The sequence below is a fragment of the Streptomyces sp. NPDC052042 genome (genome assembly GCF_044548345.1).
Lineage (GTDB): Bacteria > Actinomycetota > Actinomycetes > Streptomycetales > Streptomycetaceae > Streptomyces.
In genome coordinates this window covers 1-16,223 of the sequence record NZ_JBIUBU010000055.1, presented here as the reverse complement: position 1 = coordinate 16,223, position 16,223 = coordinate 1, and the positions used below count along the sequence as shown (strand labels likewise).

13 protein-coding genes and 2 pseudogenes are annotated in these 16,223 nt (G+C 69.5%); 9 read left to right on the top strand and 6 right to left on the bottom strand.

Features of this window, described 5'->3' with window-relative positions; genetic code table 11:
- The 3 genes and pseudogenes from ACIHCL_RS36300 to ACIHCL_RS36290 all read right to left on the bottom strand — a co-directional run.
- Nucleotides 1-182, bottom strand: a pseudogene (locus ACIHCL_RS36300) (hypothetical protein); the annotation flags it as partial.
- Nucleotides 183-237: 55 nt separating this feature from the next.
- Nucleotides 238-405, bottom strand: a complete 168-nt coding sequence (locus tag ACIHCL_RS36295) for a hypothetical protein (protein ID WP_399868794.1) — start codon at nucleotides 403-405, stop codon at nucleotides 238-240.
- A gap of 25 nt (nucleotides 406-430) precedes the next feature.
- Nucleotides 431-556 (bottom strand): annotated as a pseudogene (locus ACIHCL_RS36290) (hypothetical protein); the annotation flags it as partial.
- Nucleotides 557-1,091: 535 nt separating this feature from the next.
- Here ACIHCL_RS36290 and ACIHCL_RS36285 point away from each other — a divergent pair.
- From ACIHCL_RS36285 to ACIHCL_RS36270, 4 genes are all read left to right on the top strand, one after another.
- Complete coding sequence (locus ACIHCL_RS36285; protein WP_399868791.1) at nucleotides 1,092-2,405, top strand: cytochrome P450; 1,314 nt, start codon at nucleotides 1,092-1,094, stop codon at nucleotides 2,403-2,405.
- Between the two features lie 407 nt (nucleotides 2,406-2,812).
- Nucleotides 2,813-3,040, top strand: a complete 228-nt coding sequence (locus ACIHCL_RS36280; protein ID WP_399868789.1) for a hypothetical protein — start codon at nucleotides 2,813-2,815, stop codon at nucleotides 3,038-3,040.
- Nucleotides 3,037-3,843 (top strand): DUF6042 family protein, encoded by an 807-nt coding sequence (locus ACIHCL_RS36275; RefSeq protein ID WP_399868787.1) that lies wholly within the window; start codon nucleotides 3,037-3,039, stop codon nucleotides 3,841-3,843. Before ACIHCL_RS36280 ends, ACIHCL_RS36275 begins: the two co-directional genes overlap by 4 nt.
- Before the next feature lie 289 nt (nucleotides 3,844-4,132).
- The gene (locus ACIHCL_RS36270) at nucleotides 4,133-5,635 is read left to right on the top strand and encodes an aldehyde dehydrogenase family protein (protein ID WP_399868786.1); all 1,503 of its coding nucleotides are present in this window, start codon (nucleotides 4,133-4,135) and stop codon (nucleotides 5,633-5,635) included.
- A 20-nt stretch (nucleotides 5,636-5,655) separates the two neighbouring features.
- Here ACIHCL_RS36270 and ACIHCL_RS36265 read toward each other — a convergent pair whose 3' ends face one another.
- Entirely contained in the window at nucleotides 5,656-6,447 is a 792-nt protein-coding gene (locus tag ACIHCL_RS36265; protein WP_399868784.1) for an IclR family transcriptional regulator, read from the bottom strand.
- A gap of 292 nt (nucleotides 6,448-6,739) precedes the next feature.
- On the opposite strand from ACIHCL_RS36265, the gene ACIHCL_RS36260 reads away from it, so the two are divergent.
- Genes ACIHCL_RS36260 through ACIHCL_RS36240 form a run of 5 tightly spaced genes read left to right on the top strand, consistent with a single transcriptional unit; the run spans nucleotide 6,740 to nucleotide 13,230 of the window.
- Nucleotides 6,740-6,970 carry a hypothetical protein gene (locus ACIHCL_RS36260; protein ID WP_399868782.1) on the top strand — a complete coding sequence of 77 codons (231 nt, stop codon included), beginning with the start codon at nucleotides 6,740-6,742 and terminating at the stop codon, nucleotides 6,968-6,970.
- 26 nt (nucleotides 6,971-6,996) lie between these two features.
- Nucleotides 6,997-9,183, top strand: coding sequence for a hydantoinase/oxoprolinase family protein (locus ACIHCL_RS36255; RefSeq protein WP_399868780.1), 2,187 nt, complete (start codon nucleotides 6,997-6,999; stop codon nucleotides 9,181-9,183).
- Complete coding sequence (locus ACIHCL_RS36250; RefSeq protein ID WP_399868778.1) at nucleotides 9,180-11,381, top strand: hydantoinase B/oxoprolinase family protein; 2,202 nt, start codon at nucleotides 9,180-9,182, stop codon at nucleotides 11,379-11,381. Before ACIHCL_RS36255 ends, ACIHCL_RS36250 begins: the two co-directional genes overlap by 4 nt.
- Nucleotides 11,378-12,517 (top strand): iron-containing alcohol dehydrogenase family protein, encoded by a 1,140-nt coding sequence (locus tag ACIHCL_RS36245; RefSeq protein WP_399868776.1) that lies wholly within the window; start codon nucleotides 11,378-11,380, stop codon nucleotides 12,515-12,517. The genes ACIHCL_RS36250 and ACIHCL_RS36245 overlap by 4 nt, the downstream gene beginning before the upstream one ends.
- Nucleotides 12,514-13,230 (top strand): class II aldolase/adducin family protein, encoded by a 717-nt coding sequence (locus tag ACIHCL_RS36240; RefSeq protein ID WP_399868774.1) that lies wholly within the window; start codon nucleotides 12,514-12,516, stop codon nucleotides 13,228-13,230. Before ACIHCL_RS36245 ends, ACIHCL_RS36240 begins: the two co-directional genes overlap by 4 nt.
- Nucleotides 13,231-13,552: 322 nt before the next feature.
- Here the strand turns inward: ACIHCL_RS36240 and gap are convergent, their stop codons facing one another.
- Both gap and ACIHCL_RS36230 read right to left on the bottom strand, forming a co-directional pair.
- A complete protein-coding gene (gene gap, locus ACIHCL_RS36235; RefSeq protein ID WP_399868772.1) occupies nucleotides 13,553-14,551 on the bottom strand; it encodes a type I glyceraldehyde-3-phosphate dehydrogenase in 999 nt (332 codons plus the stop codon).
- Nucleotides 14,552-14,654: 103 nt separating this feature from the next.
- Entirely contained in the window at nucleotides 14,655-15,611 is a 957-nt protein-coding gene (locus tag ACIHCL_RS36230) for a GlxA family transcriptional regulator (protein ID WP_399868792.1), read from the bottom strand.
- Between the last annotated feature and the right edge of the window lie 612 nt (nucleotides 15,612-16,223).

The window sequence follows — 16,223 nt, the reverse complement described above, 5'->3', positions numbered from 1 at the left end:
TCGCCCTCGTCATGCTCACCCTCGCCGGCCCCCGCCCCACCCTCCCAGGTCGCCAACTCACGACGGAATGACCCACTCATGCGGCAGGAGAGCCAGAAAAAGGCTGTCGTGCCCGGCACGTCGTGCGTCTTGAGGTCCATCCAACAAAACTCGTTCAGCGCACCGAGGTGAGGTGTCGTCAACTGCCTGCTCCTTGCCGCGTCGACCAACTGCCGTGATAGCCGACCTGCTGCTCTCTCAGCAACCCTTTTGGGGCTGGTAGCAGTGGAGGAACGCCCGCACCCCGGCGGTGATGAGCGCAGTGCGGGCCGGGGCGGACAGCGACGCGGCACCATAGTGGCTGCACCCGGACACCGCGCCGGAGGTCAGCAGCAAAATAGTGGTCGGCTGCCAACGCGGCATCATCCGCCTCCAGGACACCGAGGTTGGCCAGGCGGCGCAGCTGGTGGGCAAGTTCGCGCTGGGTGCGCTGCGGCCCGGACCGGTCCCACGCCTTGCCCTCCGCCGGAGTCCACTGCCACGGATACGGGCCGGTGAACTCCTCCAGGCGCGCCACCAGACGCAGCCGTGGATCGATTGTCCGGGCCTTCAGGAAACGTGCCGCCCGCTGGCGAGCCCCATACGGCGACGCCGCCCTCGCCCGCGGGCGAGGGCGGCGTCGCACAGGACGTAGACGAGGTGGCGGCGGGCTTCGGTGATCGACGCTCGGCGCTGATGGACCGCTGAGACCGCATCCCGGAACGTTACACAGGGCTACTCGCCACTGGCTGTAGCTATAAGGAAATAAGGCTTATATCAGCGCATGCGACTGATGCTCCAAATGCGGCATATATGACAAAATGGCGTGTGGAGCGTTTGGTGTTGAAGACAGGCGAGAGGAGCGCATCATGATCGCCAAGCTGCTCGCCAAGTTGTCCTTCACCCGCCACTACGGTGCGTACGGGGAACACGACTGGGGTGCGTAAGGCGGTGACGACCGGGTCTGATCGCATTGTCGGCGGGAGCCCCCGGGCGCCCGTCGGCTTCTGACTGTGCTGCCGACGATTTCGGCCTGGAAAGGTACGAGAGTCAGGGGCGATGCCATGGGCCGCATGAACGAGCCGCCGCGGTTGCACGGAGGCAGCTTCGCGGCCTGGAGCCGCGACCGGCTGGGACTGGCGCGCCGTGGCGCTGCCGAGTGCGGGGACGTCTGGCAGCTGGAGCCGGGTGTCTACGTAGCCGCTACGGCCAGGCCGTGTGAAGCAGTTCTGCACCGCGCGCAGGACTTCCCCAAGCCACCCTCGCCGCTCTTCCCGCCGCTGAAGCGGTCGAGTGGAGCACGGACGCCCCAGGAGCGTGCGCACGCTCACGCCGCCCGCATGCGCGGACTACGCCCGCAGGCGGTTGCAGCCCGGATCGGTGAGATAGCGCCCAGGACCGCTCAATTTGCTGACCAGTGGCCCACGGGCCAGGACGTCGAGATTCTGCCCCCGATCAGGCATGCCCTGGCAGAGATCGGCGTGCGCTACCTCTTCTCCGAAGACGCTCCCACCCTGCTGCCCTTTGCCTCACAGCTCTTCCTGGCCCGGGAGGTGCTCGTACGTCCCTCGCGCTGGGTGTGGCCGCGCTGGGTCCCCACACCGGCACGGCGGTTCCGCACACGGCAGCAAGTCGCCTTCGTTGACGCTTTGCGGCCCATCGTCCGCCGACGCCGTTCATCGGGCCGGCTCGGTGACGACGTGCTGGGACAGATGCTCCGGTCGTCCTCCCGCTATGGCCTACTGCCGGAAGAGGCCATCCTCGACTCTCTCCCCGGAATCACCGTCGCCACCTTCGAGACACCTTCCCGGGCAGCCGGATGGATTCTGCTCCACCTGGCCCGGTACCCCCAGGCAGCGGGCCGCGTCGCGGCCGAAGCCACCTTGCTGCCCGCGGACCCGGCCGCGACGACCAGCACCCACCTCGACAGGCTGCACTACACCCAAGCACTGGTACGCGAGGTGCTCCGCCTGTACCCCCCGAGCTGGCTACTGACCCGGCGCGTCAGGCGACGGACTCAGCTCGCCGATTACACCATCGACGCCGGGGCCACCGTGCTCATCTGCCCCTACACCGCCCACCGCGACGCACGGGAACACTCCGATCCGGACCAGTTCCAGCCCGAGCGCTGGCTCGATGATTCGGACTCGCCGACGAAGCCCGGGGTATTCCTCTCCTTCGGTACCGGCCCACACGGCTGCGAGGGAGCCGCTCTGGCCATGGCGATGCTGACGCTCCTGACCGCGCAGACAGCCCGCTGCTACCACTTGAGCGAGCCGCCCGGACCGGAACCCGGCTACCAGGTCACCACCTTGGAAGGTCTCGCACCTGTCGGCTTGCGCCTGCGTGCCACCTCGCGCAGCGGAGGGCCGTCCTGCTTTCAGTGACAGGCCGTCTCCACCCGCGAACAGCGAACGTTGATCAAGAACAGCGAACGTTGATCAGACGGCATCGAGACCCGGGAGACCTAGCTTGACCTCTATCTGCAGGATGGGCACACCGCAGAGCAGATCCGGGAGGAGCCGGCGCGCCTCGCCCGCCGCAGCGACCCCGATATCAAGGTGGACTCGCTCATGCAGAAGATGGGGACGATGCCCCGAATGATCGGGCGGACCACGGAAGCATCCCGCAGGCACCACCTCCGATGCTGTCCGCGGCCAAGCCGCGAGCCGGCATCGTCCGGCCGCACAGCCGTCACGCGCAGGCTGCCCAGTTGCTGACGCCCGACTCACGGCTGTCCCCCGCGTGGCAACCGTGAACGCTGTCGAGCCGCACCGGGGAGACGCCGCGGACGGTGACCGCCCGCTCTCGCGCAGCCAGCGCAGCGGAAGTGCTGCGCATCACCGACCCCGGCCCCGGCCCCGGCGCCCGCTTCGAGAACCTGCCGGAGAGCGTGAAGTGCTGGGACCGGGGCCACCGCAACCCGCTGCGCGACCCCGGTCCGCAGGAGGAACACTCTCCGCACCACAGCGCGTACGCTACGAGCGTTCGGCCGCCTTTCAAGGAAGAGTTGACCAGATGAGCGACAACCCGTCCGTGCCCGGGCCGCGCCGGGACATGGCGATGCACAACGACTGGTGGGCGTCGGGCTGGGACCACGTCCTACCCCGCCAGGGCTTCCCGCTGATGATGCTGATCGGGACCGCGAGCCAGCCCGATTTCACCGGTTCCCTGGATGACCTCCTGCAGGAGATCTTCGAAGGCCACTGGGACATGATCGGCGGCGACCTCGACGGTGCGCTCACTTTCTCGTGGCCTGACGAGGAATGGGACTACGAGGAGGCGCCGGAGGGGCGCGAAGCATCCGAGGCGAACCGCTGGGAGAAGTTCGGCGCCATGCTCACGGCCGCCGGGTTCCCGGTGCCCACGACCGTACGGGATCTGTCTGAGCTCTACCTGACGTGGGGCCTGGCACACCGCGAGGAGACGCCGGACGGCACCCGATGGTCCATGCCTGCCGCACTGCCGCTGCCTGGTGACCTGCTGCCCCTGGACGCCGAACTCACTAAACGGCTCGACTGGATCCGGTGGACGATGCGCACCGGTCCGCTCGTCAACGGGCTCATCAAGTACCTGGTCGATGATCTGGGCGAGCCGCAGGAGGTGCTCACCTCCCTGCACCGCCTGGCGTCTGCTACCGGCCAGGATGCCGACGATGTCCGCATCGCCCTGGCGGAGCTCGTCGAGGCCGGAGACGCCCAGGTGCGGCGCGGGCAGGAGCAGGCCGACGCGGAACGGCTGGAGGCGCATCGGCGCTTCCGCCTGATCATGGACTGGGATCACTTCCACGAGACCCGGATGCGGCTGAGCGTGACGCGTGACTGAGATCCTGCCGGGCATGGTGGGAATCCTCGCGCGGTTCAGCCCCGACACCTGGCAGCGGCTCGCCCCGATATCAGTGTGTCCACCACTCAGGAGAGATCCCATCGCCGCCAAACGGGCGGCTGATCCCGTGCGCGCCCGCTGACGGCACGCGGCCGAGCACGGTCGGCTTCTGCTATCCGAGCACGGTCGGCTTCTGCTATGGGGAAACTCCTCCCTCCGGGATTCTGGTCTGTTCGATGGTGGTTCCAGCACCGGACACCGGGCCGGCGCAGTGTCTGTGGAGGAACCGATGAACCGATCAACGTCCGTCACCGATGCCCGCACTGTCAGGGCAGCAGAGATCGCCGAGCTGCTCGGACGCGACTGGCGGCTCCTGATCGGCGGTGCCCTGGTGCCCGCCACCACCGGCGCGACCTTCAAGGTCAGCGATCCGTTCACCCAGGAGGTGATCGCCGACGTCCCCGACGCGTCGCCCGCCGATGTCGACTGCGCCGTCGAGGCGGCCGCCGCGGCAATGCCGGGTTGGCGTGCGACGCCGGCGCTGCGGCGGGCCGAACTGGTCCGCCGGTTCGCCGACCTCGTGGAGGAGCACGGCGAGGAATTGGCGCTGCTCGACACGGTCGACGCCGGCTCCCCGATCTCGAACGCGCGGTTTGATGTCGAGATCGCGCTCGCCCAGATGCGGATGTACGCAGGCTTCGCGCTCGAGATGAAAGGCGCGACGATCCCCGCAAGCGAGAACCTCCACCTGACCATACGCGAGCCGGTCGGCGTGACCGCGAAGATCTTCCCTTACAACCATCCCTTGATGTTCGCCTGCCGGATGGCGGCCCCCCTCGTGGCTGGGAACGCGGTCGTCGTCAAGCCGCCAGAGGCCGCCCCGCTCTCGACGCTGCGGCTCGCCGAACTTGCGAACGAGGTCTTCCCGCGGGGCGTCGTGAATGTCGTCGTCGGTGACGGTCCCGCCGTGCCCGACCGGCTGGTGCGCCACCCCGCGGTCCGGCGGATCGGCTTCATCGGCTCCGAGCCGACCGGGCGCGCGATCCAGCGCGCCGCGGCCGAAAGCGGTGTCAAGAAGGTGACCCTGGAGCTCGGTGGCAAGAACGCGATGGTGGTCTTCGAGGACGCCGACCCGGAGCAGGCGGCGGCCGGGGCGGTCGCGGGCATGAACTTCACCTGGTCCGGCCAGTCCTGCGGGTCCAACTCCCGCCTTCTCGTCCACCGCTCACTGCATGACCGTCTCGTCGACCGCGTCGTCGAACTGGTCGAGGCCCGTACAGTCGGCGACCCGCTTGAGGAAGGGGCCGAGCAGGGGACGATGATCAACCGAGCGCAGTTCGACAAGGCGATGTCGTACGTCGACATCGCGCGCGACGAGGGTGCGGTCGTCAGGGCCGGTGGTGGACGCCCGGACGGCGACGGCTTCGCCGGATCGCTCTTCGTGGCGCCGACCGTGCTGGTGGACGTCGCGCCGGCGTCGCGGATCGCCCGTGAAGAGGTTTTCGGCCCGCTGCTCTCGGTGATCCCATTCGACACCGAGGAGGAGGCCGTCGAGATCGCCAACAGCGTCGACTACGGCCTGACCGGCAGTGTGTGGACCCGAGACATTGATCGGGCGGTCCGCGTCGCGCGGGCACTTGAGGCCGGCTTCGTCTGGGTGAACGGCTCGTCCCAGCACTTCCTGAACGTCCCCTACGGCGGTGTGAAGGCTTCGGGGGTCGGCGCCAAGGAGGAGTGCCTTGAGGAGCTGCTCTCCTACACCGAGGAGAAGGTCATCAACATCATGTCCTGAGGCCAGGGCTCGAAGCCTGCTCAGAGCCCGAGCGTGTCCACGTCGGTCTGCAGGTCGTGGTGGCTGGCCGTGATCAGCTGGATCGATTTGGGCGCGAGCAGCTCGCCGAACCGGGAGGACGGCGCCGACACCGACATCGACGCAATGGCGCGGCCCGTACCGTCCCGGAGCGGGAACGCCACCGCGCTGACGCCCTTCTCGGTCTCCTGGTTGGTGGTCGCGAAGCCGTTGCGCCGGTATACCTTCAGCTCCCGTAGGAGGGCGCCGAGATCGCGGTCGCTCAGGGCGTCGCCGATGGCGTCGGCGCCCTTGCCCTGATAGAGCCGGCGGAGCATCTCCTCGGGCAGGTCGGCGAGCAGCGCCTTGCCACCCGCCGACGTGCTGGCCGGCAGCACTGCACCCATCCGGGACACGATCCGCAGGGTGCGGTTGCCCTCCTGGCTCCACAAGAAGTGGATCTTGGTGCCGACCCGGACGACGAGGTTCGCCGTCTCCCCGGTGCGGCTCGACAGCAGCTCAAGGTGAGGTACGGCGACGTCCCGCAGCTGGCGGGTCCAGGAGAGCCTGACCGGACCGACCCCCAGCGCCTGACCGGGCCGGTAGGCCTTGGACTCGTCCTGCACCGAGAAACCGTGGAACACCAGCATCGACATCAGCCGGTGCACCGTGGACTCGGAGACGCCCAGGTCGTGAGCGGCGGTGCGTAGCCGCAGCTCGCCGTGGTCCCGCAGCATCTGGATCAACCGCAGCGCGCGGTCGACCGACGAAACCATGTAAGCCGGCACCTCTCGGGACTTCTCAGGCTTCTGCATCCCAGAAGTATCTGGCCTTCATTTCTGCAAGACAACAAAGTTGCGGCACAGGCGTGACAGGCGTCACTCGGCCCAACCGGCCGGCTCGCCGCCGTTCATGGACGTCCGTGCCGCTCGCTCTCGGGACGCCTGCCAGCTGCGGGGCGGACGACGTCCCGTTCAGGAAGGAACAAGGCCTTCGATGGAAAACAGCACCCCGCCAAGCGCGTCGGCGTCACTGCCGGAACGCTCTGAGCCCGTCGCCGACTCGCCGCACCGGACACCTTCCCGACGACGGCCGACATCACCTCGCTTGCCCAGCTCACCGGCGGTCCTCAACGCCTTCCTCGCGACCGGAATCAGCGGGCCCGTCCCCGTGGGGCTCGATCCCCGGAGACGAGATGTGGTCCACGGCGCCACCGCCGTCGCCAGCAGCCGGGTGGTCGCCGAGCTGTCCGATGACGATCTCGGGCCGAAGGCGCTCGTCACCGCCGCCTACCGCTCGGTCGCCGAAACGCTCGGCGCACCGGCCCTCCTGCGTTGAACCAAGGAATCAAAGGAACTCGAGGAATGACCAAAACCACTCATCGCGACACCGAGGCGGGCGGCAGCCAGGACCTCTACATCGGCGTCGACACCGGAGGCACCTTCACCGACATCGTGGTGATGGACGCCGTCGGTGCCGTCTACGCAACGAAGGCGCCCACCACACCGGACTCCCTGGACGTCGGCGTCTTCGACGCCCTCGCCCTGGTCGCTGAGCACCGCGGCGAGTCCGTACGCGAACTCCTCGGCAAGGTAGTGACCTTCGGCCACGGCACCACCCAGGCGACCAACGCACTCATCGAACGGCGCGGCCGGCCCACCGGACTGGTGACGACGCGAGGCTTCGGCGACACACTGATCATCCAGCGTCTGATGGGCTTCACCGCCGGCGTCCCCATCGAAAAGCTCGGCGACTTCAGCGAGCGCTCCTACCCCGACCCGATCGTGCCGCGCGACCTCATCGCCGAGGTGCCCGAGCGGATCGACCACGCTGGCCACGTCGTCGTGCCGCTGGACGAGGAGGCGGTGCGTGCCGAGGTGCAGCGCCTGGTCGAGGCCGGCATCACATCCTTCGCCGTCTGTCTGCTGTGGTCCTTCCGTAATCCGGAGCACGAACAGCGGATCGGCGAGATCATCCGCGAGATCGCCGGCACGTCGGCATACGTCAGCCTGTCGAGCGACGTCAGCCCGGTGCTCGGCGAGTACGAGCGGACGGCGACGACGGTGCTCAACAGCTACCTCGGCCCGGTGGTCGAGCGTTATCTGGAGAGCCTGGAGGCGAGGCTCCGTTCCGCGGGTCTGACCGGCAGGTTCAGCGTGCTCAACAGCATCGGCGGCGTGATGAACGCCCGGGACGCGGCGCAGCGTGGCGTCCTCCTGCTGGGCAGCGGCCCCACGGGCGGCGTGCTCGGCTCTCACCACCTCGCAGCCCAGCTCGGGCACCGCAACATCATCACCTCCGACATGGGCGGTACCAGCTTCGACGTCGGCCTCGTCGTCGACGGCAAGCCGGTCGTCAAGGCGGTCACCGAGGTCGCGAAGTACCACATCGCGACACCGATGGTCGACATCACCGCGATCGGCGCCGGTGGCGGCTCGATCGCGACCGTGGTCAACGGCAAGCTCCGCGTCGGCCCGGCCAGCGCTGGCTCCTACCCGGGACCGGTCTGCTATCTGCGCGGCGGTACCCAGGTCACCGTCACCGACGCCGATGTCGCCCTGGGCGTCATCGACCCGGACAACTTCCTCGGCGGCCGGATGGAGATCGACAAGACCGCGGCCGAGAAGGCGATCCGCACCCAGATAGCCGAGCCTCTCGGGATCAGCGTGGTGGAAGCTGCCGCCGGCATCCGCGAGATCGTCGACGCACGCATGGCCGACACCCTGCGCGAGCTGACCGTCGGACGCGGCCACGACCCGCGCGACTTCGTGCTCTACGCGTACGGCGGCGCGGGGCCCATGCATTGCGCCGGCTTTGGCGCCGAACTCGGCGTGGCGTCGATCGTCGTCCCTGCGACGTCGATGGCGCACAGTGCCTACGGCGCTCTGAGCGCCGACATCCACCACGGTGCCGAGCGCTCCGAGTCCGTCCGCAGCTCCCGCGCGAGCAGCACCCCGTGGGAGGAATTCGACCCCCTCCGCATCGCGGCGATCTTCGAGAAGCTTGAGGTGGAGGTCCTGGCCAAGCTCGCCGGGGACCATGTCGCCGAGGCCGACATCATCATCAACCGGTCGGTCGACATGCGCTACCGCAGCCAGACTCACGAGCTGATCATCCCGGTCACCGGCAACCTCGCCGACCCCGACAGCATGCGCGACCTCGTCCTGCTCTTCGAGCGCACCTACGAGGAGACCTACGGCAAGGGGTCGGGGTTCCGTGAGGCCGGCATCGAGCTCACGACCTTTCGAGTGGCGGGCATCGGCCGCACGGCCAAGCCCGCGTTCCGGGCCTTCGCCCCGACGACCGACGCCGTGCCACGAAGCAGACGGGTCTTCGACGTCCGGGCGGGGGAATGGCTCGACGCCGCGGTCATGGACTGGGAGGCGATGGAGCCGGACCGCCGGTTGGCGGGCCCGGTCGTCGTCGAGCACCCGACCACCACGGTCTACGTCGCCCGGGGACAGCGGGTCCACACCGACGCGACCGGCAACCTGCTGATCACCCCCGAGACCACCACAGACCCCGCCAGCACCGCAGGAGCAGACGCATGAGCACCACCGCACCGCAGGACGCCGGCACGACGTCCACGCTCGACCCGATCACCTTCGAGGTGATCCGCAACAAGCTCTCGGCGATCACCGAGGAGCAGGCGATCACCCTCAAGAACGTCTCCGGCTCGCCGGTCGTCACCGAGGCGACCGACTTCAACGTCGGGATCTACCTCGGTGATGGATCGGTCGTCACCATGGGCCCGCAGGTGCTCTTCCACTCGGGCTCGATGGCAAGCGTGGTCCGCAACATCATCACGGACTGCGAGGACAACCCCGGGATCGAGGAGGGCGACATGTTCGTCCTCAACGACCCCTACAAGGGCGCGCTGCACCAGATGGACGTCACCTTCGTGGCGCCGGTTTTCGCCGAGGGCCGCCGCGTTGCCTGGGTTGGCGCCTGTGCCCACCAGATCGACGTCGGCGGCATGAACTTCGGCAGCTGGAGCCTCGCTGCACGGGGCGTCCAGGAGGAGGCCATGCTGCTGCCCGGCATCAAGCTGGTCGAGCGGGGCGAGATCCGCGCCGATCTCTGGTCGATGCTGATGGGGATGACGCGGATGCCCACCACCGTGGGCCTGGACTTCAAGGCGATGATCGCGGCCAACAACGTCGCGACCAGCCGGCTCCAGGAACTGTTCGAGCGCTATGGCCTCGAAACGGTGCTCGAGGTGATGGCCCACGAGCTCGACCACTCCGAGCGCGAGCTGCGTCAGGTGCTGAGCGAGCTGCCGGACGGCGTGTTCCGGGCTCAGGACTGGATCGAGCACGACGGGCACGAGGACAAGCTCTACGAATTCCGTGTGACGGTGACCAAGACCGGCGACGAGCTCACCTTCGACTTCACCGGCACCTCCGCGCAGGCACCCGGCTTCATCAACTGCACCTACTCCGGCTTGGTAGCCGGCGTCTTCACCGCGCTGCTGCCGACACTGGCACCGAACCTGCGCTGGAACGAGGGCCTGCTGCGTCCGGTGTCGATCACGGCGCCGACCGGGACGGTTGCCAACGCGCTGTGGCCGGCGCCGGTCTCCGGTGCCACCGTGTCCGCAGTGTGGGTGGTCACCAATGTCTCCTTCAGCGCGCTCTCGCGTCTCGTGACGACCTCGCCCGAGCTCTCCCGGCACGGTGCGGGCGTGACCAAGGGTTCGATGAGCGTGATGGTGCTCAACGGTCTATACCCGGACGGCAGCCCCTACGGCACCTTCCTGCTCGACTCCACCGCCGGCGGCGGCGGGGCATACCGCGACCACGACGGGCTCACCGCGTCGGGTGACTTCTGCGTGCCCCGCCCGGCGATCGCCAACGTCGAGTCGCACGAGGCCGACGGCCAGATCCTCTTCCTCTACCGCGGGATCGTGCCGGACTCGGCGGGGCCTGGCCGACAGCGGGGCGGGTCGACGGTCGGCCTCGCGCTGACCCCGCACGGCGCCGACCAGCTGCAGGCGATGCTCATCGGCCACGGCGTCGAAGTGCCCAACAGCGCAGGCATCTTCGGCGGCATGGAGGGATCCTGCAACCGCAACGAGCTGCTCCACCGCGCCGAGGGCGTCTCGCCCGTGGGACGGGTGCACTCGGCCGCCGACCAGGAGACCTGGGTCGGCGAGCGGGAGGTCATGGGCGCCAAGCCCGGCTTCTTCACCCTGCGCCGCGGCGACGCGGTGTCCTACAGCTTCCAGGGCGGGGGTGGCTACGGCGACCCGGTCGACCGCGACCCCGCCCTGGTCGCCCAGGACGTGGCCACCCGGCAGGTGAGTCGAGGATCGGCGGCCGCCATCTACGGCGTCGTGCTCGACGATCGACTGCAGGTGGACGACGCGGCCACGCACGCGCGCCGCTTCGAGATCCGCGCGAACCGCCTGGGCGGCGCGCAGTCGAGCCCGCCGACCAATGACCCGGAGGGCGGCCTGAGTGGTTGCCACGACCCGGGCGGGGCGGCCGGACGGCGCCTGACGCCCGACCTGATGGTGGATTCCGACGGCCACGTGGGCTGCACCTGCGGGCACGACCTCGGCCCAGGTTCGGACTGGAAGCGGTCGGCACGCCGCCGTACCGTCCCGGCGGAGTCACACGGGCCCCTCGTGCGTCTCCACGAGGAGCTGGAGCTGCGTGAATACGTCTGCCCCTCGTGCGCCCGGCTGCTGGAGTCCAACGTCTGCCGGATCGGCGCCGCGGACCTGATCACCTCGGAGCTGACGTGACCACGGCCTATCCACGGTTCGCCGTGCGCACCGAGGTCGTGACCGGTCTGGGCAGTCTCGCCCGGCTGGACGAGCTCATCGCGACCTTCGGACACCGCGAGATCGCCGTCGTCGCGGACAGGGCGCTCGACCGGGCGGGTGTGCTCGCCCGGGTGCTCGACCCCGTCGCCGCGGCGACGGTCGTGAGCCGGGCGCTCGTCGACCCGAACCCCGACATCGAGGTCGTCGAGCAGGCGGCCGCGCGAGCCCGCGCGGCCGGGGCACGCTGCGTGCTGGCGATCGGAGGCGGCTCGGCGCTCGGTGTCGGCAAGGCGGTCGGTATCCGGCTCACCAACGACCAGCGGATCGACGCCTACGAGGGTCGGGACAAGGTCGGCGAGGAGCCGGCTCCCACGATCGCGGTGCCGACCACGGCCGGCAGCGGGAGCGAGGTCTCGAACGCTCTCGTCCTCCACGAGTCCGGCCGCGACAACGAGATCGTCGTGCGGGGCGACCTGTGCGCCCCGCGGGCGGCGGTCCTCGACGCCCAGGTGCTGCGGTCACTGCCTCGCAGCCCGCTCGTCCACTCGGCGCTCGACGCGCTCTCCCACGCTCTGGAGGCGCTATGGGCCCGGGGCGGGAGCTACTTCACGGCCGTGACCGCGATCTCCGCGGCCCACTCGATCTTCGCCCGGCTCCCCGTCGCCGCGGCCGGCGCCGACGACGGTAGCAACGCCGCCGGTGCCAACGACGTCGACCTGCAGGAGCTGCTCGAAGCCAGCTGCGCGGCCAACATGGCGTGCGGCAACAGCGGGTTGGCACTGGTCCACGCCCTGTCCTCCTCGCCGGCGGTGCGCGTGCCGCACGGGCTCCAGAACGCCGTCCTGCTGCCGCACGTGGCCCGTTTCAACGCACCATTGCTCGGCGAGGAAGTGCTCGCGCTCCTCCCACGCATCGACGCACTGTACGAGGACCTCGGGCTGGTGCCCTCCTTCCACGCGATCGGCCACGGACCGGTGGACGGCGCCCGGATGCTCGACGCGGGAGCGCGCAACCCTTTCCGGTTCAACAACGTCCGAGCGACCACCGACGACGACCTGGTCACCCTGCTCCGCCAGGCCGGTGCGACCTTTCCCCCCGACGAGGAGACCCGATGACCGACACCGACCCGCGGGTTCAGCTGGCCCACGCCAACCGCATCCTCGTGCACCAGGGAGTGCTCGACGCCTTCGGCCACGTCAGCGTCCGCACCGCCGAGGGAGCCGATCGGTTCCTGCTCGCCCGCAACATGGCGCCGGCATCGGTGACGCCCGCGGATGTGCAGGAGTACGACCTCGACGGACAAACCGGGGACCCCGCCCCGTCCTACCTCGAACGCTTCATCCACGCCGAGATCTACCGGGCACGGCCCGATGTCCAGGCGATCGTGCACAGCCACTCGGCCTCGGTGATCCCCTTCGGGCTGTCGTCGACGCCCTTGCGGGCGCTGTTCCACATGGCCGGCTTCCTCGTCGACGGGGTCGGGCGCTTCGAGATCCGGGACGTCGCCGGCGACGCGACCGATCTGCTCGTGCGCGACGCGCGGCTCGGCCAGGCACTCGCCGCGTCGCTCGGCGAGGCGCCGTTCGCCCTGATGCGCGGTCACGGCTCCGTCGCGGTAGGACCTTCGCTCCCGCTCGTCGTCTACCGAGCGGTGTACGCGGAGCAGAACGCGGCGCTGCAACTGCGCAGCCTCGCCCTCGGACCCGTCGAGGCGCTCACCGCCGGGGAGGGACGAGCCGCCGCGGCCACGAACGCCGGCCAGGTCGAACGCGCCTGGAATGTGTGGCGGCAGCAGGCCTTGCGTCCCGAGGCCGTTCCCACGGCCTGACCAGGGGTGCGGGCCCCTGATCCCGCTCCGCCCCCCGTCCTTGGTGGGCTGCCACTGTCCGCTCTCCGCCGGACACATCGCCGCTCCCGACATCACCGGTACGACCCTGAACGACACCCGACCACGCAAGGCGCTCGGCTGGGATACCCCCAGCCGAGCGCCTGTCTGGACTGCTCGTCACCACACATCAGTGATCACGTGTGCGATGATCCCCGGAATCCGCCCGCCGCCACTTCTTCTTCATCTTCGTCCGGCACAGAAGGGAACACCGCGCCCGCGGCATGCGGTGCCGTGTCCGAGGCGGGGGTACCGACCTGTCCGGTCAGCGGGCGGCGAGGAGCTGGAGCGTATCGATCACGCGGTTCGAGAAGCCCCATTCGTTGTCGTACCAGGCGACCACCTTGATGTGGCGCCCGTCGACCCGGGTCAGGGCCGAGTCGAAGATCGACGAAGCCGGATTGCCCGTGATGTCGGACGACACGAGGGGGTCGTCCGAGTACTCGAGTACGCCGGCGAGCGGTCCCTCCGCCGCGACGCGGTACGCGGCCAGCACCTCGTCGCGCGTCACGTCGCGGGTGACAGTGGTGTTGAGTTCGACGATCGAGCCCACGGGAACCGGCACGCGGATCGAGTCACCCGACAGCTTGCCGTCGAGGTTCGGCAGCACGAGTCCGATCGCCTTGGCGGCGCCCGTCGTGGTCGGCACGATGTTGACAGCGGCGGCGCGGGCCCGGCGGGCGTCACGATGCGGACCGTCATGCAGGTTCTGCTCCTGCGTGTAGGCGTGCACCGTCGTCATGAAGCCGTGCTCGATGCCGGCGAGGTCGTCGAGCACTGCGGCCAGCGGCGCCAGCGCATTGGTCGTGCACGAGGCGTTCGAGACGATGGTGTGCACGTCCGGGTCGTACGCATCCGTGTTGACCCCGAACGCGAGCGTGACATCGGCGCCATCCGACGGAGCACTGACGAGCACCTTCTTCGCGCCCGCGTCGAGATGGCCGCGGGCGGCCTCGGCAGACGTGAAACGGCCGGTGGCCTCGAGCACGATGTCCACGCCGAGCCCGGCCCACGGCAGCTGCGCCGGTTCGCGCTCCGCGAGCACCGCGATGCGACGGCCGTCCACAACGAGGGCGTCCCCGTCGACGGCCACCGGGCGACCGAGCCGGCCGGCCGTCGTGTCGTAGGCGAGCAGCCGCGCGAGGGAGCCGGGCTCGGTGAGGTCGTTGACGGCGACGACCTCAAGGTCGCTGTCGCGCTCGAGCAGAGCGCGGAGCACGTTGCGTCCGATGCGGCCGAATCCGTTGATGGCGATGCGAGTCATGAATGGTGTCCCTTCGGTTCGCCATCAATCTCGCGTGCCGCATCCGCCCGCGACAGCGGCTTGACCGCCATGGTTCAAAAGGATCTCGCCACGTGGCCGCGGGCTACTCACCCTGGGTGAAGGTGCGCCGGTACTCGCTCGGCGTTGTGCCGAGGATCCGCTGAAAGTGCAACCGCAGATTGGCACCAGTGCCGAGACCGACGTCGGTGGCGATCTGCTCGACGCTCCGCTCCGAACGTTCGAGCAGTTCGCGGGCCAGGTCGACGCGCGCACGCATGATCCACTGCATCGGCGTGTATCCCGTGTCTTCGACGAAGCGCCGCGAGAACGTGCGCGGCGATACCGCCGCGTGCTGGGCGAGCGACTCCAGGGTGAGGGGTTGGCCGAGCCGGTGAAGCGCCCACTCGCGGGTGGCGGCGAACCGCTCACCGAGTGGCTCGGGCACGCTGCGTGGCACGTACTGCGCCTGACCGCCGCTGCGGTAGGGGGCCGCAACAAGGCGCCGGGCCGCATGGTTCGACACGGCCACTCCGAGGTCGCCCCGCAGGATGTGCAGGCACAGGTCGATGCCCGAGGCGGCTCCGGCCGACGTCAGCACGCTGCCCTCGTCGACGAACAGAACGTTCTCGTCGACCTGGACGAGCGGATGCCGTGCCACCAGTGCCCGGGTGTAGTGCCAGTGCGTCGTGGCGCGCTTGCCGTCGAGCAGGCCCGTGGCGGCGAGCGCGAAGGCGCCCGTCGAAATGGCGGCGAGCCGCGCGCCCCGGACATGGGCGGCGACCAGTGCGTCGAGGACGGCCTGCGGGGGGTCGTCGCGATCCGGAAACCGGTAGCCGGGGACGAAGACGATGTCGGCCCACTCAAGCGCGTCCAGGCCGTGGGCGGCGCCGTACGAGAGGCCATCGCCGCCGGTCACGATACCGGGCGCCGCCCCGCACACCCGCACCTCGTACGGCATGCTCGCGCGGGTCGCGAAAACCTGCGTGGGAATTCCGACATCGAGCGGCTTCGCACCTTCGAGCACGAGGACGGCGACGCGATACAGACGGGAGGCTGGCACGGGGGAGAGGCTACGTGGGGTGTGCCCGCACACACGAACCCGTCGGTCCGTCCGGGGCCGGATGGGTACGGGGTGGCCCGTGCCGAGTCGACGGCGGCACCAAGTCGGCCGGCAGGAACCCCAGCCCCTGATGGTCGATGACCTTGTGGCCGAAGGCGGTCCGTTCCTGCGCCTAGGCGACCGCGGCATCAGGGCGCATCGGGCCAGGCCGGTGGCGCAGGCAGCGATGCCGAGCCGTCCGGAGTCCAGCGCGCTGAAGGCGATCCGGAGGCCCTGGCCCTCCGCGCCGATGAGCCGGCCCAGCGCCACCGGTGGCCTGGACCTGCCCGCCCTGATCGGCCCGCTCGTCTCCGCCGTCTCCAGCCTGGACAGTGTGCTCTTGGAGATGCCGGTGGCCTCGGCCAACGCCGACAGGGACACGCCGCGCTGGGAGCGGATGCGCCTGAGGCGGGTGCCGACCTGGGCCAGCGTGGCGGCGGTCGGTCAGCGTTCGTCCATACCCCCATTCCACCCCTCGCGTCCCAGAAATGGCAACAGAAGTTGTCGCCCCGGCGCCGGGCACGCACTGTTGCGGCAGGAGGTTGTTCCCATGATCAATACGACGAACGACAA